Genomic DNA, 23606 nt, shown 5'->3' with positions numbered 1-23606 from the left:
CTGTGACTCGGGGAACCGCTGAAAAGTGACACCTCCCAACCCTTCTTGTCAGGGTGACAAGAAGCTACCTTACATTTATGAGCGACGATCAATGGCAGGCGCCCCGCGTCCTTCTCGCGGTGGACCTTGTGATCCTGACGCTGCGCCGGTCCGCCCTCCACGTCCTGCTGATCCGCCGCGGAATCGACCCTTTCCGCGGGTCTTGGGCCTTGCCCGGCGGCTTCCTGGCGCACGATCGAGAGGACATCCTCGCCGCGGCTCGTCGGGAGCTCGCCGAGGAGGCGGCCCTCGCAGACGTTCCGCATCTGGAGCTGTTGGGGGTGTACGGCGAACCGGGCCGCGACCCTCGAGGACGTGTGGTGTCGGTCGCTCACCTGGCCATCGCGCCCGAGCTCCCGGACCCCGAGGCCGGCACCGATGCCGTCGGAGCGCAATGGACTCCGGTCGACCTCGTTGTCGCCGGGTCGGTGGCCCTCGCGTTCGATCACCTGAGCATCGTGCGGGACGGCGTCGAGCGGGCGCGGTCGAAGCTGGAGCACTCCTCCCTGGCCACCGCGTTCTGCGCGGAGACATTCACGATCTCTGAACTGCAGCAGGTGTACGAGGCTGTCTGGGGTGTCCGGCTCGACCCTCGCAACTTCTATCGAAAAGTGCAGAACACGCCGGGGTTCATCGTCGAGGCCGGGCCCTTGCGGCGTACCGGCAACGGGCGACCGGCCAAGACGTTCCGGGCCGGCCCCGGGCGGCAGCTGTATCCCCCGATGGCTCGTTCGGCCCAGGCTCTGGTGCGGGAGGGGAGCCCGTCGTGAAACATCGTCCGATCGTCGTGCTGACCGCGCTGAACCTGGAATATCGCGCCGTCCGTGAACACCTCCGGGACGTGACCGAGTACAGGCATCCGATGGGAACGCTGTTCGAAGTGGGCCGGCTCGGCCGGACCGGGTGCACCGTTGCATTGAGCCTGGTCGGGAAAGGAAACCACCATTCTGCGGTCCTCGCCGAGCGCGCGATGGCCGCCTTCGACCCGCCGGCGGTCCTGTTCGTCGGAGTGGCCGGCGCCCTCTGGCCAGACGTGAATCTCGGGGACGTGGTGGTGGCGAGTCACGTCTACGCGTATCACGGCGGCACCAGCCAGGACGACGGCTTCAAAGCAAGACCACGGGTCTGGGAGATCCCTCACGAGTACGACCAGCTGGCGCATCATCTGGACCGTACGTCGGCCTGGTCCCGCCGACTGCCGCCGGGAGAGCCGCAGCCCCGGGTCCGGTTCGGGCCGGTCGCCGCGGGCGAAGTGGTGCAGGACTCCGCCACCTCAGCGCATGCCGCCTGGGTCCGCTCAACGTACAACGACGCAATTGCGATCGAGATGGAGGCAGCGGGCCTGGCGCAGGCAGCCCACCTCAACCGGTCCCTGCCGGCGGTCGTGGTCCGAGGGATCAGCGACCGCGCCGACGGTACAAAGGCGAGCACCGACGGAGCGAACTGGCAACCCCGTGCGGCCGCACACGCCGCGGCGTTCGCGATGGCCCTGGCCGAGGAGATCACTCGTCGGCAGAAACTCCAACCCGGCATTCCCGGACGGAAGGACGACACGACGATGACGCGGACGGTCAGGAACACGGCCAAGGGCAACGCTCAGGTGGGAGTGCAAGCCGGCGTCGTGCACGGTGGCATCTCAATCGTGCAGCCCCGACCGGATGTCCCCTCGGCTCTCCTGGCGCAAGTTGCCCAGCTGCGCGAGGAGCTCGTCGAAATGCGAGCTGCTGGGCAGGTGGACAGCGACACCTTCCAAGCGGCAGAGCGGGAACTGGACACAATTACCGGCGCGCCGTCGCCGTCGGGCGAGCAGTCACGCAATCAGACCTTCATCGCCCTGAAGCGACTGCGCGGGCTTCTCCTGGACTGGACAGAACTGGCTGCCAAGGTCACAGCGATCATTGCGACGCTCAAGGGCATGTCATGACGCACGCCGGCCCGAAAACGGTGAACGAGGCGCACGATTCCGCCGTCGTCGGTGTGCAGGCGGACACTGTCCACGGCGGGGTCACCATCTATCAGGTGTCGGATGCCGATTCGCCGGAGCGCAGATTCACCGTCGGGGTGAGGTATCTGCATGCCGGCGTACCGTCCGAAGCCCGGCGGCTCATCGAGAGCGCGGTCATGGCCGGTCACGCCAGCAGCGAATCTTACTTTTATCTCATGCTCGCCCTGCTGAGCGGGCGAACCCTGCAGCACCTGTCGACGGAGGATCTGTCGATCCTGCGGACGGCCCGGGAGTGGACAGCCGATCAGCCTCGAGACCGGTGGACCGATGCGATCCACGTCATCAACAGGCTTTTGGAGTCGTTGTCCTCGCCGGGTACGGAGGACCTCCAGGCCATCGTCAAGGATTTCGACGGGCTGGGCCGGGAGCAACGAGAGGCGGTCCTGCGCAACCTGGAGGTGTTCCTCGCCGGCCCGCATCAGGACTGGACGTGGCAACGAGCCTTCGATGCGGCTCGTGAGCAACGATGGCAGGACGACCGGCAGAACCGCGTCTGGCGCTTCTTCCAGCCGGAGCCGGCCGGTCCGCGGGTGAGATGGCCGGCGCCCGTCCGTACCCGCCTGGGTGACCGGATTCGTGCGGGCGCAACGGCGGTGGTGTTTCTGTTCTTTGCGGGATTCCTTGTGACTCTGAGCTGGCAGCAGACGTGGTCGTGGACGCTAGGTGGACTACTGATCGCCGTTGGCGCCGGGTATCTCGCCGCCGTGGCGGGGCTGCACCGGAGGCACCTTATGCGCCGACTTCGAACGGAAGAGCGGCGACTCTCGGGAGCAGTCACCGAGGGGGACACGCCGCGCCGGTACAGGTTCGCATCCGACATCGATCGGCAATTCCGCTCCTACTTCGGCAGGTATGTGCCGGACGGCGTTGATCGCAGGGACTGGCTCGAGCTGACGCGAGGTTTCCGCCAGAAGCTGCGCGACGAAATTGTGGAAATCTACCGGGAGTCACGGGTTCCGGCGAAGCGAGTGGCGTGGCTCGTGCGATTCCTCGCTGCCGACGTCAAGAGGCAGTGGCTCGCCGGCGAGCTGTACGGCTACCGGCGGCGGCTGCAAGTTCCCGTAGCGGTCGACGCAGCTCTGGCCACGAGCATTGTCGTGCTCGTGGTGGTCATTCCGGGCCTTCTGTGGAACGCGATGCAGGTGCGACCATTCGCCGCTGCAGGGTCCACCATCATCGCGCTGGCAGGCGGTACGTTCGCCGTGCGTGGTTGGGCCGGCATCCTCCTGGAGAGGCTTCGTTTCGCCGCGGAGCAGGCCGAGGCCGAAGAATCGTACGAAGCTCGTGTCGCGGCATATCGGCGGTGGTCGCGCAAGCTGGAGTCCCGCCCCAGCGACGCCGAAATGGCACAGTGGCTGGACAGCGACCACAAGGCGTTGATCGAGGAGGCGATGCAGCACTATCGGCTCGCTCCGCATGACATCATCGCGCACGCCTTCATCGAGGCGCCTCCGTCAGGCGCGTACGAGCGGGCAAGGGTGCCGAAGGGGCCGATGCGGTACTCGCGGTACCGGCTGTTGATCTTTCTTCTGTCGGCCGACGGCGTTCGGCAGATGAGCGTCACCCTGAACTTCGAGACGGGTCGGTTCCATGACCGTGAGCGGATGAACTACCGCTACGACGCGGTGGCGGCGGTCCACGTCATCGATGCGGACGACGGCCAGAAGACCCTCGAACTCACCCTGCTTGACAACCAGTCCGTCAAGGTAGCCGTGACGGGACCGCCGCCCCAGACGGTGGGGCCCGGCGAGGACAACCGGACGATCTCCCGGGTCACGCTGGACGCTGCCGGGCTCGGCAACACGCTTCATGTTCTTGAGGGCATCGCAGCCGAGGGTAAGCAGTGGATCCGCTACGAGCGTGAACGGGAACGAGAAGGGCTCGCCCACCTTGTCGTGGCGGCCGAGGTCACGCTCGACTGAGCGGCCGGAGCGGTGGCCACGACCCGTCAGTCCTTGAGCGCGGTCTCCACGTCGGCGTGCAGCGACAGGTAGTCGGTGAGGCCCAGGGTGTCGAGCAGCCGGCGCAGGAAGCCCGACGGCGCGGCCAGGCGGACCCAGCCGCCGCGTTCCATCGCCCGGCCGTGGGCCGTGACCAGCACGCCGACGCCCATGGAGTCGCAGAAGTCGAGGCCCGAGAGGTCCACGACGACGCGGGGCGTGGGCCGCTCGACAAGCCGGCCGAGGTTGGCCTTCAGCGAGGGCGCGGTGTCGATGTCGAGGGAGCCGCGCAGGGTCAGGACGGCGGTGTTCGGCGGGTGGTGCGCGACCGAGACCTGCATGGGGGGTGTCGCTTTCGTCGTGGGGCGGGCAGGGGTCAGCCGGGTCGGGTGTCGGGCGGCGGTGGTGTCTCCACCCTAGGCGAGGTCCCCCGCATGGGCGAATTCAGTCGACGGTGCCCGCCACGCGCAGCGGCCGGGCCTCGACTCGCGAGACCCGGCCGGCGTGCGGTTGTACGGCGTCAGAGCTCGTTGCGCCACTTGCGGCCGCTGCGGCCGATGAGCCGGTCGGCGTCCGTGGGGCCCCAGGAGGCCGCCTCGTACGTCGGGATCGGGGACTGGTCGTTGGACCAGTGCTCGATGATCGGGTCGACGATGCGCCAGCACTGCTCGACCTCGTCGCTGCGGATGAACAGCGTGGGGTCGCCGAGCAGGGCGTCGAGCAGCAGCCGCTCGTACGCCTCGGGCGACTCCTCCCGGAACGTCTGCTCGTACGAGAAGTCCATGCTGGCCGTGCGCACCCGGAACGAGTGGCCCGGGACCTTGGCGCCGAAGCGCAGCGAGATGCCCTCGTTGGGCTGGATCCGCAGGATCAGCGCGTCGGCGTCGAGCTCGGTGAGCTGCGCGGTGGGGATCGGCAGGTGCGGCGGCCGCTGGAACTGCAGCGCGACCTCGGTGACCCGGGCGGGCAGCCGCTTGCCGGTGCGCACGTAGAACGGCACCCCCGCCCAGCGCCAGTTGTCGACGTTGAGCCGCATGGCCGCGTACGTCTCCGTGCGCGACAGCGGGTCGACGCCCACCTCCTCGCGGTAGCCGGCCATGAGGTCCTCACGGGTGCCGCCCCGGGTGTACTGCCCGCGCACCGCCAGGTCGGCGATGTCCCGGTCGGTGGGCAGCCGGATGGCCTGCAGCAGCTTCACCTTCTCGTTGCGCAGCCCTTCGGCGTCGAACGAGGCCGGCGGCTCCATCAGCGCGAGCGCGAGGACCTGCAGCACGTGGTTCTGCACGATGTCGCGCATGGCGCCGGCGTGCTCGTAGAAGCCGCCGCGGGTGCCGACGCCCAGCGTCTCGGCGACAGTGATCTGCACGTGGTCGACCCAGGAGCGGTTCCAGATGGGCTGGAAGATCGCGTTGGCGAAGCGCAGCGCCAGCACGTTCTGGACGGTGTCCTTGCCCAGGTAGTGGTCGATGCGGAAGACCTGCGGCTCGTCGAACGCCGCGTGCACGATGCCGTCCAGCTCGCGGGCGGTCTGCAGGCTCTTGCCGTACGGCTTCTCGATGACCAGCCGGGCGAACGCGCCCTCGCGGGCGTGGTTCAGCCCCGCGCCGGCGAGCCCGTTGATGACCGGCTCGAACGCCTCGGCGGGCGTCGAGAGGTAGAAGATCCGGTTGCCGGAGGTGCCACGGGTGGCGTCCAGCTCGTCGAGCACCTCGGCGAGGCGCTTGTACGTCTCCGGGTCGTCGTAGCCGCCCGAGACGTACCTGATTCCGCCCTGGAGCTGCGGTTTGTCCGCCAGGCTGCGGGTGCCGAGCGCGCTGTCGGCGAACTGGTGGTCCTCCATCGGCGTGCGGGCCACGCCCACGAGCGCGAACTCGCCGGGGAGGCGGTTGTGCCGGGCCAGGCTCTCCACGGCCGGCAGCAGCTTGCGGCGGGTCAGGTCGCCGGACGCGCCGAAGATCACCAGGGTGGCGGGCGGGGCGTTGCGGTCCTGTGCGAGCTGGGGAACGGGTTCCATCGTCAGGTCTTCCTCCGACCGCGTACGTGAGCTTGCGTTTGAACTTTACGCAGCGCGAGGGCCGCTCGGATCAAACCGGTACGCCGATGCGACCAGGGCCATAGCCGCAAAAGTGGCAAACTGGGAACTAAGCCGCCGTCCGGCAGAGGGAGATCTCGTGAAGTACCGGCTCGTGACCCGCAGCGACTTCGACGGCCTCGTCTGCGCCGTGCTGCTCAAGTTCATGAACGTGATCGACATCGACGACATCAAGTTCGTCCACCCGAAGGACGTCCAGGACGGCACGGCAGACATCACCGACCGTGACATTTTGACGAATCTGCCGTACTCGCCGAAGGCCCACCTGGTGTTCGACCACCACCACTCGGAAACGCTGCGTAACCAGGGCGAGCGCCCGAATCACATCATCAACGCGGACGCGCCGTCGGCCGCGCGGGTGGTGTTCGAGTACTACGGCGGCGCCGAGCGCTTCCCGGAGGTGCCCGACGACCTCATGCGCGCCGTCGACCAGGCGGACTCGGCTGACTACACCATCGACGACATCCTGCGTCCCACGGGCTGGACGCTGCTCAACTTCATCATGGACAGCCGGACCGGCCTCGGCCGCTTCCGCGAGTTCCGGGTGTCGAACTTCGCGCTCATGCGGCTGCTCATCGACGCCTGCATCCAGATGGGGATCGACGAGATCCTGAGGATGCCCGACGTGGCCGAGCGCGCCGACATGTACCGCGACTCGTCGGCCATGTTCGTCGAGCAGCTCCAGCGGGTCAGCCGGGTGGACGGCGACGTCGTGATCGTGGACCTGCGCGAGGAGGAGACGATCTTCGCCGGCAACCGCTTCATGGTGTACGCGCTCTTCCCCGAGGCGCGGGTGTCCGTGCACGTGATCTGGGGCTTCCAGCGGCAGAACACCGTCTTCGCCTGCGGCAAGTCGATCCTCGACCGCACCTCACCGGTCGACATCGGCGAGGTGATGCTGCGCTACGGCGGCGGCGGCCACCTCGCGGCCGGCACCTGCCAGGTCCCGCACGCCGAGGCCGACCGCGTCCAGGCCGAAATCGTCGCGGCCCTCAAGACCCCCCGCACGGTCTCCGTCTGAAAGATGCTGGCGGGGTGGAGAGCCGAACCTCTCCACCCCGCCCGACGCGAGTCGTGGGTCTTGCCCTGGACCCCACCCGCATGTCGTGGTCCGCGCCCCACGCGCATCGCCACGACAAGCCCGCGCCCACCTGCGCGGGACATCTGTCACTCCTGAGGGTCGTCCCGGTAGCTCCAGGCGGTCACCCGCGGGGCACCCGCCGTGGCCAGTTCCTTCTCGTCGCCCGCGTCCTGCTCGCCGGCCTGCGGCTCGGCGGCGGGGTGGCGGCGGCGCGAGCGCAGCAGGGCCACGGCTCCTCCGGCCAGGGTGAGGCCCGCGACGACCCACCCGGCGATGGTCCAGAAGCCGGGGCCGTCGTCGGCTGCCGCGGCCAGGGCGGCGAAGGTGGCCGCGTCGGCGTCGCTCGTACCGTCGGCGGTGCTCGTGCCGTGGCCGCCGTGCCCGGCGGCCTCCTGGCCCGGCGCGGCCGGGGTCAGCGTCAGCGCGACCGGCGGCATCGGGACGGCTTTCGCCGGATCGGCGTACGTGGGCTGCACCGCGAAGCTCATCCGGCTGCCGGTCGTCGGTATCGGACCCATCGCGACCGTGAGGTCCGTGGACTTGCCCGGCGGCAGCGCCTTGCCCGGCATCGCGATCCAGGTGATGGACGCGGCGGTCTCACTCACCGGGCCGGCGCCGTGGATGGGTGTCAGCGGCGCGTCGAGCTTCCGGTTCTCGATCTGCGGTGCCCAGTTGTCCACCGACAGCGGGTAGACCTCGGCGACCGGCATGTCCGGGGGCAGGACGAGCTTGAGCCGGGTGATCGGGCTGGTGGCCGTGTTCGTCACCGTGAACGCGAGGTTCTGGCCACTGCCCTGCGGCACGCTGGGCGGGCTGACCGTCACGTCGGCGGCGGCGGGGGCCGCGAAGCCGAGCACACCAGCGGCGGCGGTGGCGGCCAGGACGCCCGCCCGGCGGTGCTTCTCGAGTCGACTCACGCCCGGTAGTTCGGGCCGCGCGCCGGAATGGTTCAACACCCGGCGAGATTTCTTCGGCGGGCCGTGCCGCATGATGGTCGCATGCGTGAGGTACCCATCGGCGGCGACATGATCAGACTCGGACAGTTCCTCAAGCTCGCCGACCTCATCGACACCGGGGGAGAGGCCAAGGTGCTGATCGCCGCCGGTGACGTGACGGTCAACGGCGAGGTGGACATCCGGCGCGGGCGGCAACTCCACCCGGGCGACGTGGTCGCCGTACGGGGCCGGGCGGTGCGCGTGATCGCATAGGGCGGGACGGGCGGACTTCGATACTCATTTATGCAGCGCACCGTCACGAGATGTTGACACCGCGTCGATCACAGGCATGTACTGAGTCCGATGTCCCGCCTCGCTGGGGAGGCCCCATGTCACGTGCCCGTCTGCTGCCGGGAACCGTAACCGCCCTGCTGGCCGTGGCTCTCGCCGGATGTGCGGGGTGGGGTGGCGGCGGCGGGGGCTCCGGCGGGGCGAACAGCATCGACGTGCTCATGGTCAACAACCCGCAGATGATCGATCTGCAGCGGCTGACCGCGGACCATTTCACGAAGCAGACCGGCATCACGGTCAACTTCACGGTGCTGCCGGAGAACGACGTCCGGGACAAGATCAGCCAGGAGTTCTCCAGCCAGGCCGGCCAGTACGACATCGCGTCGCTGAGCAACTTCGAGATCCCGATCTACGCCAAGAGCAAGTGGATCGCGCCGCTCGACGGTTACGTGGGCGCCGACACCGCGTTCGACCAGGCGGACATCCTCAAGCCGATGACGCAGTCGCTCACCGCGGACGACGGCAAGCTCTACGGCGAGCCCTTCTACGGCGAGTCGTCGTTCCTGATGTACCGCAAGGACGTGCTCGACGCCCAGGGCATCACGATGCCGGCGAAGCCGACCTGGCAGCAGGTCGCCGACATCGCCGCGCAGGTGGACGGCAAGCAGCCCGGCATGGCCGGCATCTGCCTGCGCGGCCAGCCCGGCTGGGGCCAGATCTTCGCCCCGCTCACCACGGTCGTCAACACCTTCGGGGGTACGTGGTTCGACGCCGGCTGGAACGCCCGGGTGGACGCCCCGGAGTTCCGCCAGGCCACCCAGTTCTACGTGGACCTGGTCCGCGCGCACGGCGAGACGGGCGCCCCGCAGGCCGGCTTCACCGAGTGCCTCAACAACCTCATCCAGGGCAACGTCGCCATGTGGTACGACGCCACCAGCGCCGCCGGCTCGCTCGAGGCCGCCGACTCCCCGGTCAAGGGCAAGATCGGGTACGCGGCCGCCCCGGTGGTCCGTACGCCGGCCTCCGGCTGGCTGTACGCGTGGTCCTGGAGCATCCAGCAGGCCAGCGAGAAGAAGGACAACGCCTGGAAGTTCATCTCCTGGGCATCGTCGAAGCAGTACGAGCAGCTCGTCGGCGAACGGATCGGCTGGTCCAGCGTCCCGGCCGGCAAGCGCTCGTCCACGTACACCAACCAGGAGTACCTCAAGGTGGCCTCGGCGTTCGCCGCGCCCACCCGGGACGCCATCGCGGGCGCCGACCCGCGCAACCCCGGCGTGCAGCCGCGCCCGGCGCTCGGCATCCAGTTCGTCGACATCCCCGAATTCACCGACCTCGGCACCCAGGCGTCCCAGTACGTCAGCTCCGCGATCGCCGGGCAGATGAGCGTCACCGAGGCCCTCGACCGGGGCCAGCGGCTCGCCGAGGACGTCGCCGAACGCTACAAGTCCCGCGCGGAAGGCTGAGGTGCCGTCATGACGTCCGTCGCCGAACAGACCGGCACCCCGGCCGGCACCGTCGAGCCGCCGCGGGGCGGTGCCCGCCGCGCGAGTGCGTGGATCCGGCGCGCGCCGCTGATGCCCGCGCTCATCTTCATGATCGTGGTGACCCAGCTGCCGTTCGTGGCCACCCTGGTCATCTCGTTCATGGACTGGAACGCCTACTACCCCGACGAGGTGGGCTTCGCCGGCGTCGACAACTTCCGGCGCGTGTTCACCGACGTCAACATGCGCGACGCCGTCTGGACCACGATCCTGCTCACCGTCGGCGTGGTGCTGATCAGCCTGCTGCTGGGCCTGGGCATCGCGCTGCTGCTGGACCGCAAGTTCCGGGGCCGGGGAGCGGTCCGCACCATGATGATCGCCCCGTTCCTCGTGGTGCCGGTCGCGGCGGCGCTGCTGTGGAAGCACGCGCTCTACAACCCCGAGTACGGCCTCTTCAACGGCGCGCTCACCCGGATCTGGGGCCTGTTCGGCTCGGACAACCCGCCGCAGCCGGACTGGATCAGCACCATGCCGCTGTGGGCGGTGATCTTCGCTCTGGTCTGGCAGTGGACGCCGTTCATGATGCTGATCCTCCTGGCCGGCCTGCAGGGGCGCCCCCTGGACGTGATCGAGGCGGCCCGCATCGACGGCGCGAACACCTGGCAGATCTTCCGCAGCATGACCCTGCCGCACCTGCGCCAGTACCTGGAGCTGGGTGCGCTGCTCGGCTCGATCTACATCGTGCAGAACTTCGACGCGGTCTTCACGATCACGTCCGGCGGGCTCGGTACGGCCAACCTCCCGTACACGATCTACCAGATCTTCTACCAGGCGCACGACTACGGCCGGGCCTCCGCCGCCGCGGTCGTCGTGGTGGCCGGGACCATCATCATCGCGACGTTCGCGCTGCGTACGGTGTCGTCGCTGTTCCGAGAGGACCCCGGTCGATGAGCATCACGGACACGGCACCTGTCGCAGCGACGCGGGACGAGCGCGGGCGGCCGGTGAAGAAGCGGCGCGAGGGCGCGAACGTCTGGCTCAGCCTGCTGGCCTGGGTGGTCGGCATCCTGTTCGTGCTGCCCGTGGTGTGGATGGTGCTGACCTCGTTCCACTCCGAGGCCAACGCCGCGCAGAACCCCCCGGCCGTGCTCGCCCCGCTCACCCTCGAGGGCTACCGCGAGTTCTTCTCCGGCGGCGCGAGCCCGTGGCCGCCGCTGCTCAACTCGCTGACCGCCAGCATCATCTCGACGCTGTTCGTGCTGCTGCTGAGCTTCCCGGCCGCGTACGCCCTGAGCATCAAGCCGGTGAAGAAGTGGACCGACGTGCTGTTCTTCTTCCTCTCCACCAAGATGCTCCCGGTCGTCGCCGGCCTGCTCCCGCTGTACCTGTTCGCGCAGAACACCGGCCTGCTCGACAACATCTGGCTGCTCATCGTCTTCTACACCGCGATGAACCTGCCGATCGCGGTGTGGATGATGCGCTCGTTCCTGTCCGAGGTGCCGGTGGAGATGCTCGAGGCGGCCGCGATGGACGGCGCCAACCTGACCAAGACGCTGCGCTCGGTGATCGCGCCCGTGGTCATGCCCGGCATCGCCGCGACCGCGCTGATCTGCTTCATCTTCAGCTGGAACGAGCTGCTGTTCGCCCGGGTCCTGACCGCCACCGTCGCCGAGACCGCGCCGGTCTTCCTCACCAGCTTCGTCACCAGCCAGGGGCTGTTCCTCGCCCAGCTGTGCGCGGCCGCGTTCGTGGTGTCGCTGCCGGTGCTGGTGGCCGGCTTCGCCGCGCAGGACAAGCTCGTGCAGGGTCTGTCGCTGGGGTCGGTGAAGTAGGGACACGTTTTTCGCCCGGCGGTGGAACCGGGCGCCGACGGGGGTACGTCTGACGACCATGACGACATTTCGCGGCCTGGGGGCGGTCGCAGCCGCCGCCACGTTGTTCCTGATCAGCGCCTGTGCGCAGGCCGGCACCGCCGGCGGGCCCGGCGCCGCGCCGTCCTCCGTGCCCCCGTCCGGCCCGCCCGCCGGCGGCGCGGACGGCCTGGTGCTGCGGGTGGCGCACACCGGCGGGTTCGTCGGCCCGGACGCGCTCGCCGGCCGCCTGCCCGAGCTCAGCGTGTACGCCGACGGCCGGATGATCTTCGAGGGCCCGGTCACGGCGATCTACCCCGGCGCGGCGCTGCCCAACGTGCAGGTCCGCATGATCTCGCCCGAGCAGGTCCGGGAGCTCGTCGAGCGCGCCGTCGCGGCCGGGGTGCGCTCCGGCACCGACCTGGGGCAGCCGGGCGTGGCCGACGCCACCACCACCGAGGTCACCGTCGTCACGGCGGCCGGTGAGCAGAAGGTGGCCGCGAACGCGCTGCGCGAGGCGAGCGACGACGACCCGCTGCTCACCCCGGCGCAGCGGCAGGCCCGGGCGAAGCTCCAGGACTTCCTCGACCGTGCCGACAAGCTCGCCGCCGGTCCGGGGGCGCAGCCGTACCGGCCGGAGATCCTGGCGGCGATCGTCACGCCGTACGTCGAACCCGGCGACGACCTGCCCGCCCGGCCGGCGGGCAAGGAATGGCCCGGGCCCGCCCTGCCCGGGGAACCGCTGACGCCGGCGCTCAAGCTGAGCTGCGTCACCGCCACGGGTGACCAGCTCGACGCGATCCTGGCCGCGGCGAAGGACGCCAACGCGCAGACCCCGTGGATCTCCGGCGGCAACGGCTGGACCGTCCGCTTCCGGCCGCTGCTGCCCGGGGAGACCGGCTGCGCCGACCTGAAGGCGGCGCGATGACCCCGATCGGCGAGCCGTTCGACCCCGCGCAGCACTCCCGCGGGCCCGCCGGCGACCGGGACGGTGACGGGCCGGGACAGGCGACGCCCGTCCCGGCCCGCGCGGCCTGCCGGCCGTGGCTCAGCGCACGCCGAGCAGATCCACCACAAAGATGAGCGTCTCGTTCGGCTTGATGACGCCGCCGGCGCCGCGGGCGCCGTACCCCAGGTGCGGGGGGATGGTCAGCTTGCGGCGGCCGCCGACGCGCATGCCGGCCACGCCCTGGTCCCAGCCGCTGATGACCTGACCGGCGCCGAGGCCGAACTCGAACGGCTCGCCGCGGTTGTAGGAGGCGTCGAACTCCTTGCCGGAGGAGAACGCGACGCCCACGTAGTGGACGCTGACCTGGTGCCCCGGCTTCGCCTCGTCGCCGTCGCCGACGACCAGGTCCTCCGCGACCAGCTCGGCGGGCGGCTCACCGGTGATGGGGCCGACGTCGGGCTTCTGCATGTGTCCTCCTGTTTCGATTGCGTGCAGGGCCATGCAACCACAGCCGGGTGTGCTTTCGGGCAGCGCCACCCCTCAGGGGGTGAACGATCCGAGGCCGATCTCCGTACTGTCCGCCGTGGGCCCGCTCCGCCCACAGGTGTGCCGCCGAGGAGGTCGCATGAGGTCCGTCCGCCGTACCGCAGCTCTCGCCGTCGCCGGCGGGATCGCTGCGGCCGCGACCGTCCTGCCGGCCGCGCCGGCCCTGGCGCACGGCGCGCCGACGTCACCGATCAGCCGGACGGCCGCCTGCGCGACCGGAGGCGAACGGACCGGTGCGGCCGCGTGCCGGGCGGCCCGCGCCGCGAACGGGCGGCCCTTCGGCTCGTTCGACAACCTGCGGGTGCCCAACGTCGGTGGCAAGGACCGGCAGTACATCCCCGACGGCAACCTCTGCAGCGGTGATCTGCCCGAGTTCCAGGGTCTCGACCTGCCCCGCGCCGACTGGCCGGCCACCAAGGTCACCGCGGGCGCCACGCTGCCGATCCGGTACGCCGGGACGATCCCGCACGAGGGCACCTTCCGGGTGTATCTCACCCGGGCGGGTTACGATCCGGCGCGGCCGCTGGGCTGGGGTGACCTGGGCGACCCGATCCTCACGGTCACCGACCCCCCGCTGCGTGACGGCAGCTACCGGATGACCGCCAAGCTGCCCAAGGACCGTACGGGGCGGCACGTGCTGTACACGGTGTGGCAGACGTCGAGCACGCCGGACACGTACTACTCGTGCTCCGACCTGGTGATCTCCGCGCCGGTGGCGGTAGCTGCCGCCAAGCCGGTGAAGAAGGCCACCCCGAAGGTGTCCCGCTCCGCCGAGCCGGGTGCGGTGGCCGTACCGCTGGACGCGCAGAGCCCGGAGAGTGCGGCGGAGCCCGCGGCCCAGGCCCACGAGTCGTGGCTCAGCCCGGCCGCCGAGGCCACCGACGACCGGGTCGAGCTGGGCCACCAGATCATCGTCGCGGCGCTCATCGTGATCACCGGCGTCTCGGCCGGCGCCGGCTTCATGCGCCTGCGCGCCGCCCGGACGCAGGCCCGGACCAACGAGTTCGCGCCGCCGCACCGGTGAGTCTCAGCCGGCCCGCATGAGCTCCAGGAAGCGGGCGGCCAGCTCGAGCATCTCGTCCTGCCGGGTCACCGTCAGGGTGAGATCGATGAAAACCTCGTCCGCGGCCGCCTCCTTCGCGTAGGCCGCGACCTGCTCGAGCGTGCCGGTCGCGGGGACGCGGGCCGGGTCGGCCGGTGCGGCGGTCAGCCTGGGGTTCAGCCGCTGCACCATGCGCAGGGCGGCCGGGTCCCGCCCGTACGCCTCGGCCTCGGTCCTGATCTTGTCCCACAGCGACCGCAGGTAGGGCAGCGGCAGACCCACCGCCAGCCAGCCGTCGGCGCGGCGGGCGATGCGGGTGGTGGCCTCCGGCCGCAGGCCCGCGAGCAGGAGCGGCGGGCGCGGCCGCTGCGCGGGCTTGGGCTCGATGCGGCTGTCCGGTACGCGGAACCGCGCCCCCTCGTGCCGCACGACCTCGGCGCCCCAGACCGCCTCCAGCACGTCCAGGATCTCGTCGAGGCGGGCGCCCCGGCCCCGCCACGGCACGCCGGTCGCGGTGTACTCGTCGCGCATCCAGCCCAGCCCCAGCCCGACCTCCAGCCGGCCCCGGCTGAGCACGTCGAGCGTGGTGAGCGTGCGGGCCAGCAGCACCGGGTTGTACCAGGGCGCGTTGAGGGTGCTCGTACCCAGGCGAATCCGGGAGGTGCCTGCCGCGGCGAAGGTCAGCGCGGTCAGCGGGTCCAGGTACGTGGCCATCTCGGCCGGCATCGTGCCGTCGCCCCCGGGGTAGGGGTCGCTCGGGACCAGCGGGGACAGGAGGCGGTCGCCGGTCCAGAGGCTGTCGTACCCCAGGGTCTCGGCGGCGCGGCTGACCTCGGTGACGGCCTCGGGGCTGGTGAGGGAGCCGTAATGGGGCAGGTTGAGGCCGATACGCACGGATCGTCCTTCCACGGGGAGCTCCAGCACTGTGGACGGACACCCTACGGGGGGCCCGGCGGCCGGTTGATACACCCCGGCGACCCAGATCCGATCGGATGGCCGACACCCGGGGGACGTACGAACCCCAGGGTGGTGCGCCTCGACGGCTAGGGTGCCGCCCGGATCTCCCGGGGTGCCGGAATCCCTAGCGTCGGACGGGTGCTGACACGGGAGGACGCGAGACCCATGACGACCAACGAATCCGACGGCATCCGTCAGACCATTCTCGACGCCCAGGCGGGGGACACCCGGGCCCGCGAGACGCTCATCCGTACGTTCGAGGCGCTCGTGTGGTGGACCGTCCGCTCGTTCCGGCTCTCCGAGGCCGACGCCGAGGACGCCGTCCAGAACACCTGGCTGCGGATGGTCGAGCGGCTCGGCGACCTGCGCGACCCCGAGCGGGCCGGCGCCTGGCTCGCCACGGTGGCCCGCCGCGAATGCCTGCAGCTGTTGCGCCACGGCCGGCGCGAGATCGTCGGCCTCGACAACCAGGCCGACCGCCCCGACGAGCGCGAGCCGCAACCGGAGCGCGCCGCCGTCGAGCGCAGCATGAACGACCTGCTCTGGCAGCACGTGAACCGGCTCCCGGCGCCCGCGCGGGCCCTGCTGACCACCCTGAGCAGCAGCAACGCCCCCGGGTACGCCGAGTTCGCCCGGATCACCAACATGCCCGTCGGCAGCATCGGCCCCACCCGCATGCGGTCCCTGCGCAAGCTGCGTACCCAGCTCGAGGGCAGCGGCCTGGGGTCGTACGCATGGCACTAATTCCCGGCCGCGATGCCCGCCAGCTCGGACCGGGAGCGGATGTTCGTCTTCCGGTAGATGTTGCTGAGGTGGTACTCGATGGTCTTCTGGCTGAGGAAGAGGGTGGCCGCCGCCTCGTGGTTGGTGGCCCCCCGGCCGACCACCAGCGCCACCTGCAGCTCCTGCGGGGTGAGGCCGGGCAGGCCGGCGTCCGCGCGGGTCACCGACGTGCCGGTGGCGCGCAGCTCGGTGTGCGCCTTGTCCGCCCAGGGCTGGGCGCCGAGCCGCTCGAAGGTCTCCAGCGCCGCCTGCAGGTGCTCCCGGGCCTCCGCGCGCTGCCGCTGCCGGCGCAGCCGCTCGCCGAACACCAGCTGGGTGCGGGCCCGCTCGAACGGCATCACCGCGCACGCCTCGGCGGCCAGCGCGCCGGCGAACGCCTCGCGCATCTCGCCCGGCTCGGCGAGCAGTGCCCGGCACCGCAGCGCCGCCGCCCGCGCCCAGACGCCCTCACCGGCGGCCTCCGGCGCGTCCAGCAGCTGCGTGGCGTCGTCCGGGCGGCCGGCGCGGACGTACGCCTCGACCAGGTCGAACACCCACGGGACCACGGCCGGGTCGTGGATCTGCCGGACCACCGGGAGCTCGCGGACGGCCTCGAGCCGGGTGATCGCCTCCGCGGCGTCGCCCTGGCTGAGCGCGAGCAGGCCCCGCTCGTGCCCGGTGTAGAGGGCCATGCAGTCGATGCCGAGCCGCTGCGCGACCTCCTCCGTCCGGCCCACCCGGCGCTCGCAGTCGTCCACCCGGCCCTGGACCGCGTCGAGGCGGCCGGCGAAGAACAGCCCGTACAGGTTCGCCGAGCGCGTCTCGCTGGCCAGGCGCAGGCTCTCCGCCGCGCTGACCCGGGCGTCGTGCCAGCGGCCGGTGCGGAACTGCAGCTCCGACTGCACGCCCAGGGCCTGGGGCAGCACCCCCAGCGCCCCGGTGGCCCGGGCCGCGTCGACGACCCGGTCCAGCAGCTCGCCGGCCCGGTCGTAGCCGTCCAGCCAGATCCACGTCAGCGCGGCGTGGCACATCTCCTGGGCGCGGACGAGCGGGTCGGCGCGCAGCAGCTCGTCGTGGCAGTCGGTCAGCAGCCGGGCCGCCTCGGCGCGCTCACCCTGCAGGGCCCGGCCGCCGGCGTACGCCACGGCCGCGACCAGGCGCGCCACGCCGCCGACCCGCACGCCCAGGTCGTGCGCGCGCCGGACCGCCTCCTGCAGCTCGTCGATCCGGCCGATCATGAAGTACGGGATGCAGGCGTCGGAATACATCAGCGCGGCGCGGGCCGGGTCCGCCAGCTCCACGGCGTGCGCGCTGGCGGTGAGCCGCTCCAGGGCACCGTCCGGCCGTTCCCGCCACATCCGCACGTACGCGTCCATGTGCTGGATGACCGCGCGCCGGCCCGGGTCGGTGGTCAGCGGCAGCGCCTCGGCGAGCAGCGGCAGCACCTGGTCGTTGCGGCCGGCGAGCTGCCAGCACCGGGCGGCGCGCAGCAGCCTGCGGGGCCGGTCGGGGCCGCGGCTCAGCCGCGCGGCGTGGCCGAAGGCCCGGGCGGCCGCCACGTACCCGGCGCGCCCGACCGCCCGCTGCGCCGCGCTCTCCAGCTCGGCGGCGACGTCGTCGTCGGGCTCCAGGGTCGCCGCGGCCAGGTGCCAGGCGCGGGCGTCGGCGGCGGCGTCACCGGGTTCGCCGGCGAGCGCGGCGGCCAGCGCGGTGTGCGCGGCGCAGCGGTCGTCCATGGAGGCGCCGTAGTACGCCAGCGACCGCAGCATCGGGTGACGGAAGTCGACCCGGCGCTCGTCGATCGTGACGATGTCGGCCTTCTCCGCGGGCGCGAAGTCACGCAGCTGGAGCCCGGTCGCGCGGGCCGCGGCGAGCAGCGTGCCGATGTCGCCGCCGGCCGCCGCCGCGGCCAGCACGAGCGCGCGGCGGGTCGGTTCGGGCAGCTGCGCGAGCCGGGCGCCCAGCGAGCGCTCGAGCCGCGAGCCGGTCGGGATCACGGGTGCCCCGATCGGGTCCTCGGCCGGGTCGGTCCACTCCCGGCACATCTCGATCACGCCGAGCGGGTTCCCGGCGGTCGCGGCGTGCAGGCGGGCCGCCGTCCCGGCCGGGGTGGCCGCCAGGGTGGCCCGGGCGAGGGTGTCGACCTCCTCCAGGCTCAGCCCGCTCAGCGCGATGTGCGGCGCGCGCAGCTCGGCGGTGTCCGAGGCGCTGCGGGTGGCGAGCAGCAGCGCGATGCCGTCGGACTGCAGCCGCCGGCCGGCGAAGAGCACGGCCTCGCGCGACGACGCGTCGAGCCACTGCAGATCGTCCACGACGACCAGCAGCGGGCCGCCCTGCGCCGCCGCCGACAGCAGGCCCACGGTCGCGGCGCAGACCGAGAAGCGGTCGCCGGCCACCGGCGGGCCCAGCGCGAGGGCGCTGCGCAGCGCGGCGGCCTGCGGGGCGGGCAGGCCGTCCAGCTCGGCGAGCACCGGCCGCAAAAGGTCCGACAGACCGGCGAACGGGATCTCGGACTCCGCCTCGTAGCCGCGGGCGCTGAGCACCCGCATACCCTCGGCGTGGTCGAGCGCGTACTTGATCAAGGTGGTCTTGCCGATGCCCGGCTCCCCGGTGAGCACCAGGGCGTCGCTGCGCCCGGCCCGGGCGTCTGTCAGAAGACCGTCGATCAATGCACGTTCGGCGGTCCGTCCGAGCATCATCGGCCGAGTGTATGCCGGTTGGCCGCATACGAGTTGTCCGCATACGAGGATGTCAGTACCGCGTCGGCGCCGGCCGGCCGGGCGAGCGTCCACCGGGGGAGCCAGCCATGAACGGAACAGGGCACTCCGGGCGGAGCACGGCGCTCACCGTGCTCAGCCCGATGCCGAGGCTGTGGGCGGGGCCGCTGCGGGCGATCCTGTACCTGCGCAAGCGCCTCGGGCCCAGCCGGGACCTGCAGGACATGTCGTTCATCCACTTCGCACACTGGAGCGTCATCACCCGGTTCCCGGGCCAGGAGCGCCGCACGCGGTACGCGTACCTGCTGTTCCGCAGCGACTTCAACGGCGACTGGGACGAGTACATCGACGCCTTCTCCATCGTCATCCCGCTGCGGATGGCGCTGATCTGGGGCTGGTCGTACGGCTTCCCGGGCGCGCTGCCCACGGAGCCGTTCCGCCGCTACATCCGGCGCAACGACCTGCCCGTCGACCACTACTGGTCGGCGTACCCGGAGTCCTCGGTGAGCGAGATCGCCGCCGCGCTGCGGGTACGCGACGCCTACAGCGACCATCTCGGCGACACCGATCCCGCCGACGCGCCGGCCCACCCGGCGTGGCCGCGGTTCCTGGCCGCCGTCCAGGGTGACCTGCACGCATGGGAGCGTGACGATGACCTCGCAGCCTGACCGGGGTACCCGGTCCGTGACCGTCCTGGCCCGCATCGCCGACGACCGGGTGGAGGCGCTGCGCAAGACCCTGCGGGAGGCGGGTACGCCGTTCGCCCACGTACCCGGCGTCCACGTGGTACGGCTGGTCGTCGTCGAGGACGTCGTCGCGCAGGTCCGCCCGGCCGTGTGGCGCTGGAAGGCGCGGCTGCTCGACCTCGTGGTGCACGCCGGGCGGGGGCCGCGCCCGGACCGGCTGCCGCACCCGTACCTGCTGCTGACCGCCACGGTGGACGGGCCGCAGGAGCGCTTCTTCGCCGGGATGCGGGCCCTCGGGCCGCAGGCCGACGCGATCTGGGAGCACTGCACCGGATACCCCGGCAGCGAGCGCGCGGCCGGCTTCGTACGGTTCTTCGTGGAGCGCAGCCAGCGCGCGGACTACACCTTCGCCGGCGCGCCGGGCGGCACGGTCGGCGAGCTGCGGGAGGCGGCCGGGATGCGCCGCCGGCTCGCGGCGCTGGCGGCCGAGGGGAACGCCGGCCGGGTCCCCGCGCTGACCACGTCGGGCCCGGCGCCCGTGCCGCAGCGGCCCCGGGCGGTGGTCTCCGAGGCGCTGCGGCTCGGCGACATCCAGGGCATGGTGCTGCGTGGCTTCGGCCACCACCATGCGGCGGCCCACCTCTTCCTGCGCTTCGCCGGACCGGACGCGGCCCGATCCTGGCTGGGCGAGCTGGCGCCGCGCGTGACCTCCGCCGCCGAGGTGCAGGAACGGCCCAACCGGGCGCTGCACCTGGGCCTGAGCCACGCCGGCCTGGCCGCGCTGGGCGTCACCGGTGCCGAGCTGGACGCCTTCCCCGACGAGTTCCGCGCCGGCATGTACGCCCGCGAGGCCGCGCTGTCGCCGGGGCGGGGCACCGGTCCCTGGGCCGCCCCGTTCGATCGCCCGGGCGCGGTGCACGCGGTGCTCATGGTCTCCGCCACCACGCGGGAGATCCTCGACGCGTCGCTGCGCGAGCTGCGCGCCGGGACCGGGCCGGACGCCGGCGTCACCGTCGCAGGGGAGATCCGCGGCGACCGCCTGCTGGCCGACCGGGGCGGCCGGCGCACCTTCGTCGAGCACTTCGGGTTCGCCGACGGCCTGTCCACCCCGAAGATCGACGGGTACGACGAGGGCGCCGGCGACGAGCTGCTGCCGCCCGGCGAGTTCGTCCTCGGCCTGCCCGATGTGGACGGCGACGCGGCCGGCCGGGGCATCCCCGCCGACCTGGCCCGCAACGGCAGCTTCCTGGTCTACCGCAAGCTCGAGCAGGACGTCGCCGCGTTCCGGGAGACCACGGCGGCCGTCGCGGACCGGTTCGAGGGTGGTGCCGGCGACGTGGCCGCCGCGCTGGTGGGGCGGGCGATCGACGGCTCCTCGCTGGAGCGGTGCCCGGTCGCCTCGCACGTACGCCGGGCGAACCCGCTCGGTACCCTGCCCGGGGGCATCCGGCTGTCGCGGCGGCACATGATGCTGCGGCGCGGCATCCCGTACGGGCCGGAGCTGCCCGACGGGGTTCCGGACGACGCGCGGGAGCGAGGGCTGCTCTTCCTCGCCGTGGTCGGCGACATCCACCGGCAGTTCGAGTTCGTGCAGACCCAATGGATGGCCGACGGCAACGTGTTCGGCCGCGGCGGCGAGCAGGACGTCTTCACCACGGCCGGCGGTCCGGGGGCGCGCGTGCTGGTCGAGGGGGAACCGCCGGCGTACGTGCCCATCCCGCGGCCGCTGGTCACCTGCCGCGGCGGCGAATACTTCCTGCTGCCCGGCCTCACCGCGCTCGCGGCCCTCGCCGGGCGGACCGGGCGGTGACCGCGCCGGTCTGACGCTGCGCCGCGATGTCGCGCCGCTGCTGGTGGCGCCGGTCGTCAGGCGGCGGCCGCGCGCTCGAAGCGGCGCAGCTCGCGGGCCTCCTTGGCGTACCGGGTGAGCAGGTGAACCGTGTGCGGCCCGGCGACGCCGTCGGGTTCCAGGCCGACCCGGTCCTGGAAGCGGCGGATGGCCGCGTCGAGGCCGGCCGGGTCCGGGCCCACCGTCAGGCCGAGATCGGCGAAGAGCTCCCGCACCGCCGCCGGGTCCGCGGCCGGTACCGGCTCGCCGTTCCAGCCGATCAGGCCGCCGACGGCGGTCCCGACCACACTCAGCATTCCTCGTGCCGACATCGCTACCTCCGCAGGGCTCTCGTGATCTGCTCCCAGAATCCGCCGGCGAGCTGTGCAGGACATCGGACCGCGGTCCTGACCTGCTGTGGATCCGCTGCGACTTTCGGCCGACCGCCGCCCTCAGAACTCGTCGACGCGGCGGTCCTGGTCCGGGCAGACCGTGTCGATCGCCAGCTTGACCAGCTCCCGGGCGGTGGCCTCGTCGACGGCCTCGGCGTCGACGGTGCCGAGGGTACGGGTCTGCGCCACGATCGCGTCGGCGTCGTCGCCCTTGGCCAGCGCGGCGCAGGCCCGCCGCGCGACGGCGCCGATCTCGTCCTCCCGGCGGTCCGCGGCGACCTCGGGCAGGCTGCGGCGCACCTCCGCCACGAAAGCGTCCGCACCGGCGGCGGTCCGGGTCGTGGCGGTCGTCGAAGGGGCGACGGTGCTGGTCGCGGGCGACGGCGTCCTCGCCGGTGAGGTGCCGGCGTCGTCGCCGCACCCGCTCAGGGCCAGCAGGAGCATCGCCACCGCCGGCAGCCGCTTCGTCATCTCGTCCATCCCCCGCCGATCGTGTCCAGCTGTGCGCAGGTCTAACGGGCGGGAGCGGCAGCGGCGACGGACACCGGGTCAGCCGTGCCCCGCACGGGTGACCCGCGGCACTCAGCGAACCCACAGAGGGCTCACCGCGAGCTGACAAGTCGCCGGGCGACAGTGAAGGCACCCAAGGAGGCTCAGCCATGACCGATCTGTTGACCCGGCCCGCGGACACCGACCACCCCACCTCCGCCGGGCCGCCCGTACCGCCGCTGCCGCCGTACGTCGTCAGCCACCGCGGCCGGGGAGAAAGCCGCTGGCCCCGCCGCGTCGCCGGGGGGTGCGGCCCTGCTCGCGCTGGTCGCCGGCGGGGGTGCGGCCGGGGCCGTCGTCGCCGAGCGCTACGCCAACCCCGGCCCGGCCGCCGCCGCGACTGCCACGGCCACCTCCGCGGTGACCGGGCGCACCGGCCTGGCCGCCGTCGCGGCGAAGGTGTCGCCGACCATCGTCACCGTCCTCGTCGACGGCCGTACGGAGTCGTCGCTGGGCTCCGGGGTCGTGCTGACCGCCGACGGCCTGGTGCTCACCAACAACCACGTCATCGCCTCGGGCGGCACGGTGAGCGTACGGCTGGCGGACGGGCGTACGGTCCCGGCCTCGGTCGTCGCGGCCGACACCACCCACGACCTCGCGCTGGTGCGGGCGAGCGGGCTGTCCGGGCTGACCCCGGCCACCTTCGGCACGGACGACAGCGTGGCGGTCGGCGACACGGTCCTCGCGTTCGGCGCCCCGCTGGGCCTGGAGGGCACGGTGACCTCGGGCATCGTCTCGGCGCTCGACCGGGAGGTCGACACCGGGTCGGAGAAGCTCACCGGCCTGCTGCAGACCGACGCGGCGATCAACGAGGGCAACTCGGGCGGCGCCCTGGTCGACACCTCCGGCAATGTCATCGGCATCAACGTCGCGATCGCCACGGCGAGCGACCAGAGCACCGGCAGCGTCGGGGTGGGCTTCGCGATCCCGGCCGGTACGGTCACCCAGGTCATCGACCGGCTCGAGGCGCAGGCCCGGTCAGCCGGGTGAAGAACGCCGACTTGCGCTGCTCGTAGCCCTCGGGGCCGGCAAGCTTCATCGCGTTGTACTCGGCCAGCAGCCGTCGGTCGGCGGCGATCAGCTGCCAGGCGCGCCGGAACCGGACATCGTGCTCGCTCCCGGCGGGTGTGACCGCCAGCCCGGCCGGCAGCTCCGCCTCGAGCGCGAACGTGGCGAGCGTGTCCTGCCAGATCTCCGGGTGGACCACGGCGTACAGGCCGCGCAGGGTCGCGACGGTCTGCGGGAAGTCGGCGGGCGCGGCCGTCAGGTGCAGGTCCACGTCGCCCTTCGTGAGCGCACCGGGCACCGAGCTACCGCCGGTCAGCGTCAGCTCGTGCGCCGGCAGCAGCGGGGCCAGGCGCTCGCGGACGTCCCGCTCGATGCGCCGGGCCGCGGCGATGACGGTCTCGGCGGGCCGCAACCGCACGGGTCACCTCCTTGTGAAGGGGCTGGCCGGCGCGTCGC

The 23606-nt window shown here is 72.0% G+C and carries 23 protein-coding genes; 14 read left to right on the top strand and 9 right to left on the bottom strand.

Annotation, left to right across the window (positions count from 1 at the left end):
* Nucleotides 1-77: 77 nt before the first annotated feature.
* Genes IT780_RS18680 through IT780_RS18670 form a run of 3 tightly spaced genes read left to right on the top strand, consistent with a single transcriptional unit; the run spans nucleotide 78 to nucleotide 3966 of the window.
* A complete protein-coding gene (locus tag IT780_RS18680; protein WP_199512876.1) occupies nucleotides 78-809 on the top strand; it encodes an NUDIX hydrolase in 732 nt (243 codons plus the stop codon).
* The gene (locus IT780_RS18675) at nucleotides 806-1963 is read left to right on the top strand and encodes a 5'-methylthioadenosine/S-adenosylhomocysteine nucleosidase family protein (protein ID WP_307831248.1); all 1158 of its coding nucleotides are present in this window, start codon (nucleotides 806-808) and stop codon (nucleotides 1961-1963) included. The genes IT780_RS18680 and IT780_RS18675 overlap by 4 nt, the downstream gene beginning before the upstream one ends.
* Nucleotides 1960-3966, top strand: coding sequence for a hypothetical protein (locus tag IT780_RS18670; RefSeq protein WP_199512875.1), 2007 nt, complete (start codon nucleotides 1960-1962; stop codon nucleotides 3964-3966). The genes IT780_RS18675 and IT780_RS18670 overlap by 4 nt, the downstream gene beginning before the upstream one ends.
* A 26-nt stretch (nucleotides 3967-3992) precedes the next feature.
* On the opposite strand, the gene IT780_RS18665 is transcribed toward IT780_RS18670, so the two are convergent.
* A complete protein-coding gene (locus IT780_RS18665) occupies nucleotides 3993-4325 on the bottom strand; it encodes an STAS domain-containing protein (RefSeq protein WP_199512874.1) in 333 nt (110 codons plus the stop codon).
* Between the two features lie 179 nt (nucleotides 4326-4504).
* The gene (gene zwf / locus IT780_RS18660; protein WP_199512873.1) at nucleotides 4505-5998 is read right to left on the bottom strand and encodes a glucose-6-phosphate dehydrogenase; all 1494 of its coding nucleotides are present in this window, start codon (nucleotides 5996-5998) and stop codon (nucleotides 4505-4507) included.
* Nucleotides 5999-6155: 157 nt separating this feature from the next.
* Here zwf and IT780_RS18655 point away from each other — a divergent pair, with 157 nt between their 5' ends.
* A complete protein-coding gene (locus IT780_RS18655) occupies nucleotides 6156-7097 on the top strand; it encodes an exopolyphosphatase (RefSeq protein WP_199512872.1) in 942 nt (313 codons plus the stop codon).
* A 146-nt stretch (nucleotides 7098-7243) separates the two neighbouring features.
* Here the strand turns inward: IT780_RS18655 and IT780_RS18650 are convergent, their stop codons facing one another.
* Nucleotides 7244-8074, bottom strand: a complete 831-nt coding sequence (locus IT780_RS18650; protein WP_199512871.1) for a DUF1775 domain-containing protein — start codon at nucleotides 8072-8074, stop codon at nucleotides 7244-7246.
* Between the two features lie 81 nt (nucleotides 8075-8155).
* Between IT780_RS18650 and IT780_RS18645 the strand changes: the two genes are divergently transcribed.
* From IT780_RS18645 to IT780_RS18625, 5 genes are all read left to right on the top strand, one after another.
* Nucleotides 8156-8365 carry an RNA-binding S4 domain-containing protein gene (locus IT780_RS18645; RefSeq protein WP_233413069.1) on the top strand — a complete coding sequence of 70 codons (210 nt, stop codon included), beginning with the start codon at nucleotides 8156-8158 and terminating at the stop codon, nucleotides 8363-8365.
* Nucleotides 8366-8481: 116 nt separating this feature from the next.
* Complete coding sequence (locus IT780_RS18640) at nucleotides 8482-9846, top strand: ABC transporter substrate-binding protein (protein WP_199512870.1); 1365 nt, start codon at nucleotides 8482-8484, stop codon at nucleotides 9844-9846.
* Nucleotides 9847-9855: 9 nt separating this feature from the next.
* Nucleotides 9856-10815 carry a carbohydrate ABC transporter permease gene (locus tag IT780_RS18635; RefSeq protein ID WP_199512869.1) on the top strand — a complete coding sequence of 320 codons (960 nt, stop codon included), beginning with the start codon at nucleotides 9856-9858 and terminating at the stop codon, nucleotides 10813-10815.
* Nucleotides 10812-11696, top strand: coding sequence for a carbohydrate ABC transporter permease (locus IT780_RS18630; protein WP_233413068.1), 885 nt, complete (start codon nucleotides 10812-10814; stop codon nucleotides 11694-11696). Before IT780_RS18635 ends, IT780_RS18630 begins: the two co-directional genes overlap by 4 nt.
* A gap of 58 nt (nucleotides 11697-11754) precedes the next feature.
* Complete coding sequence (locus tag IT780_RS18625) at nucleotides 11755-12642, top strand: hypothetical protein (RefSeq protein ID WP_199512868.1); 888 nt, start codon at nucleotides 11755-11757, stop codon at nucleotides 12640-12642.
* A 120-nt stretch (nucleotides 12643-12762) separates the two neighbouring features.
* Here the strand turns inward: IT780_RS18625 and IT780_RS18620 are convergent, their stop codons facing one another.
* Complete coding sequence (locus IT780_RS18620; protein WP_199512867.1) at nucleotides 12763-13131, bottom strand: FKBP-type peptidyl-prolyl cis-trans isomerase; 369 nt, start codon at nucleotides 13129-13131, stop codon at nucleotides 12763-12765.
* Between the two features lie 157 nt (nucleotides 13132-13288).
* On the opposite strand from IT780_RS18620, the gene IT780_RS18615 reads away from it, so the two are divergent.
* A complete protein-coding gene (locus tag IT780_RS18615) occupies nucleotides 13289-14233 on the top strand; it encodes a lytic polysaccharide monooxygenase (RefSeq protein WP_199512866.1) in 945 nt (314 codons plus the stop codon).
* Between the two features lie 3 nt (nucleotides 14234-14236).
* On the opposite strand, the gene IT780_RS18610 is transcribed toward IT780_RS18615, so the two are convergent.
* Nucleotides 14237-15145, bottom strand: a complete 909-nt coding sequence (locus IT780_RS18610; RefSeq protein WP_199512865.1) for a TIGR03619 family F420-dependent LLM class oxidoreductase — start codon at nucleotides 15143-15145, stop codon at nucleotides 14237-14239.
* A gap of 228 nt (nucleotides 15146-15373) precedes the next feature.
* Between IT780_RS18610 and IT780_RS18605 the strand changes: the two genes are divergently transcribed.
* Entirely contained in the window at nucleotides 15374-15952 is a 579-nt protein-coding gene (locus IT780_RS18605) for an RNA polymerase sigma factor (RefSeq protein ID WP_199512864.1), read from the top strand.
* On the opposite strand, the gene IT780_RS18600 is transcribed toward IT780_RS18605, so the two are convergent.
* Complete coding sequence (locus tag IT780_RS18600; protein WP_199512863.1) at nucleotides 15949-18669, bottom strand: AAA family ATPase; 2721 nt, start codon at nucleotides 18667-18669, stop codon at nucleotides 15949-15951. The genes IT780_RS18605 and IT780_RS18600 overlap by 4 nt on opposite strands.
* Nucleotides 18670-18776: 107 nt before the next feature.
* Here IT780_RS18600 and IT780_RS18595 point away from each other — a divergent pair, with 107 nt between their 5' ends.
* Both IT780_RS18595 and IT780_RS18590 read left to right on the top strand, forming a co-directional pair.
* Nucleotides 18777-19355: a hypothetical protein gene (locus IT780_RS18595; protein WP_199512862.1), complete on the top strand. Its 579-nt coding sequence runs from the start codon at nucleotides 18777-18779 to the stop codon at nucleotides 19353-19355.
* Nucleotides 19339-21183 (top strand): Dyp-type peroxidase, encoded by a 1845-nt coding sequence (locus IT780_RS18590; protein ID WP_199512861.1) that lies wholly within the window; start codon nucleotides 19339-19341, stop codon nucleotides 21181-21183. Before IT780_RS18595 ends, IT780_RS18590 begins: the two co-directional genes overlap by 17 nt.
* Nucleotides 21184-21239: 56 nt before the next feature.
* On the opposite strand, the gene IT780_RS18585 is transcribed toward IT780_RS18590, so the two are convergent.
* Together IT780_RS18585 and IT780_RS18580 are read right to left on the bottom strand one after the other, a co-directional pair.
* Nucleotides 21240-21533, bottom strand: a complete 294-nt coding sequence (locus tag IT780_RS18585) for a peptidoglycan-binding protein (RefSeq protein WP_199512860.1) — start codon at nucleotides 21531-21533, stop codon at nucleotides 21240-21242.
* Nucleotides 21534-21653: 120 nt separating this feature from the next.
* The gene (locus tag IT780_RS18580) at nucleotides 21654-22064 is read right to left on the bottom strand and encodes a DUF732 domain-containing protein (protein ID WP_199512859.1); all 411 of its coding nucleotides are present in this window, start codon (nucleotides 22062-22064) and stop codon (nucleotides 21654-21656) included.
* A gap of 438 nt (nucleotides 22065-22502) precedes the next feature.
* Between IT780_RS18580 and IT780_RS41970 the strand changes: the two genes are divergently transcribed.
* Nucleotides 22503-23132: a S1C family serine protease gene (locus IT780_RS41970; protein WP_307831247.1), complete on the top strand. Its 630-nt coding sequence runs from the start codon at nucleotides 22503-22505 to the stop codon at nucleotides 23130-23132.
* On the opposite strand, the gene IT780_RS18570 is transcribed toward IT780_RS41970, so the two are convergent.
* Nucleotides 23092-23568, bottom strand: a complete 477-nt coding sequence (locus tag IT780_RS18570; RefSeq protein WP_199512858.1) for a GrpB family protein — start codon at nucleotides 23566-23568, stop codon at nucleotides 23092-23094. The two genes, IT780_RS41970 and IT780_RS18570, sit on opposite strands and share 41 nt — an antisense overlap.
* Between the last annotated feature and the right edge of the window lie 38 nt (nucleotides 23569-23606).

This window comes from Nucisporomicrobium flavum (genome assembly GCF_016464385.1).
GTDB lineage: Bacteria > Actinomycetota > Actinomycetes > Mycobacteriales > Micromonosporaceae > Actinoplanes > Actinoplanes flavus_A.
Note: the sequence above shows the minus strand (reverse complement) of the source record. Positions and strands in the feature narration are given on the sequence as shown.